1 protein-coding gene is annotated in these 836 nt (G+C 36.6%); it reads left to right on the top strand.

What is annotated here, in order from left to right; all coding sequences use genetic code 11:
* Positions 1-167 precede the first annotated feature (167 nt).
* Entirely contained in the window at positions 168-374 is a 207-nt protein-coding gene (locus tag GVV58_RS15240; protein ID WP_159516862.1) for a hypothetical protein, read from the top strand.
* The last annotated feature ends 462 nt before the right edge of the window (positions 375-836 follow it).

The raw sequence follows: 836 nt of genomic DNA, 5'->3' as shown, positions 1-836 counted from the left end.
ACAGACGCAGGATTACACTCTGATGCGTTCCTATGACACGATGGCTTGGCTCCGTAGTGATATAGGGGAATACTTCTCTAAGCGACCGTAATAGTTGCTTAAGGGTAAGTATTTCCTAATCTTCTCCAACTTCCACCATAATGATAATTCACTACATAGGTGCGAAAATGAAAATTTCAGAAAAACTCGAACAACTGAAAAACGATAAATTAGAAACAGCAAAGCAGCTCAAAGAGGACATCAAAGATTTAAAAATAACTTCAATGAGTGACATGAAAGAACAGAAAGCATTGCTAAATATCTGGGCAGATATAAACAACCAGATTGAAGAAATGGAGCTAATGATAGAAGGATTGGCAAGATTAAGCCGGTAAAATTAAATTATTGAATAAAGATAGGTTTTTATAAAAATCATAAGAATCTGTCAAAAAAAAAGATATGGTGTCTGACTTGTTAATATAGAGACAAGCCCAGTGGTCACGTAATTTAATATCAAACACAACCCCCCACATAGGCGAGCCTTCATGTGTGGGGGTGGGAATTGGTGTATATCAGTTCGCAAAGCTCTGTTTTTACCGCTTTGAATCAACAGGGAGCCTGTAATCAGGGAAAAGAAGGTTTTGTAATTCTAATTATGTCAGTTCGGATGCACTCCGCATCCTCTGTAAATACCTGGATAACTCAAGCAAGGATACACAAAGGGTACTTTGTGCCTTGTTAGGGATACCCTAAGACCCTTAAAACAATAAAATAAGCAAAAAAAATCCTAAATGGTGTCAATTTAGGATTGTAAATAGGGGTCTACTTAAATATATTGGATGCACGGTTATTAATTA

The sequence above is a fragment of the Acinetobacter sp. 18QD2AZ41W genome (assembly GCF_009829025.1).
In the GTDB taxonomy this organism is placed as follows: Bacteria; Pseudomonadota; Gammaproteobacteria; order Pseudomonadales; family Moraxellaceae; genus Acinetobacter; species Acinetobacter pseudolwoffii.
This window is presented reverse-complemented; position numbering and strand designations above follow the sequence as displayed.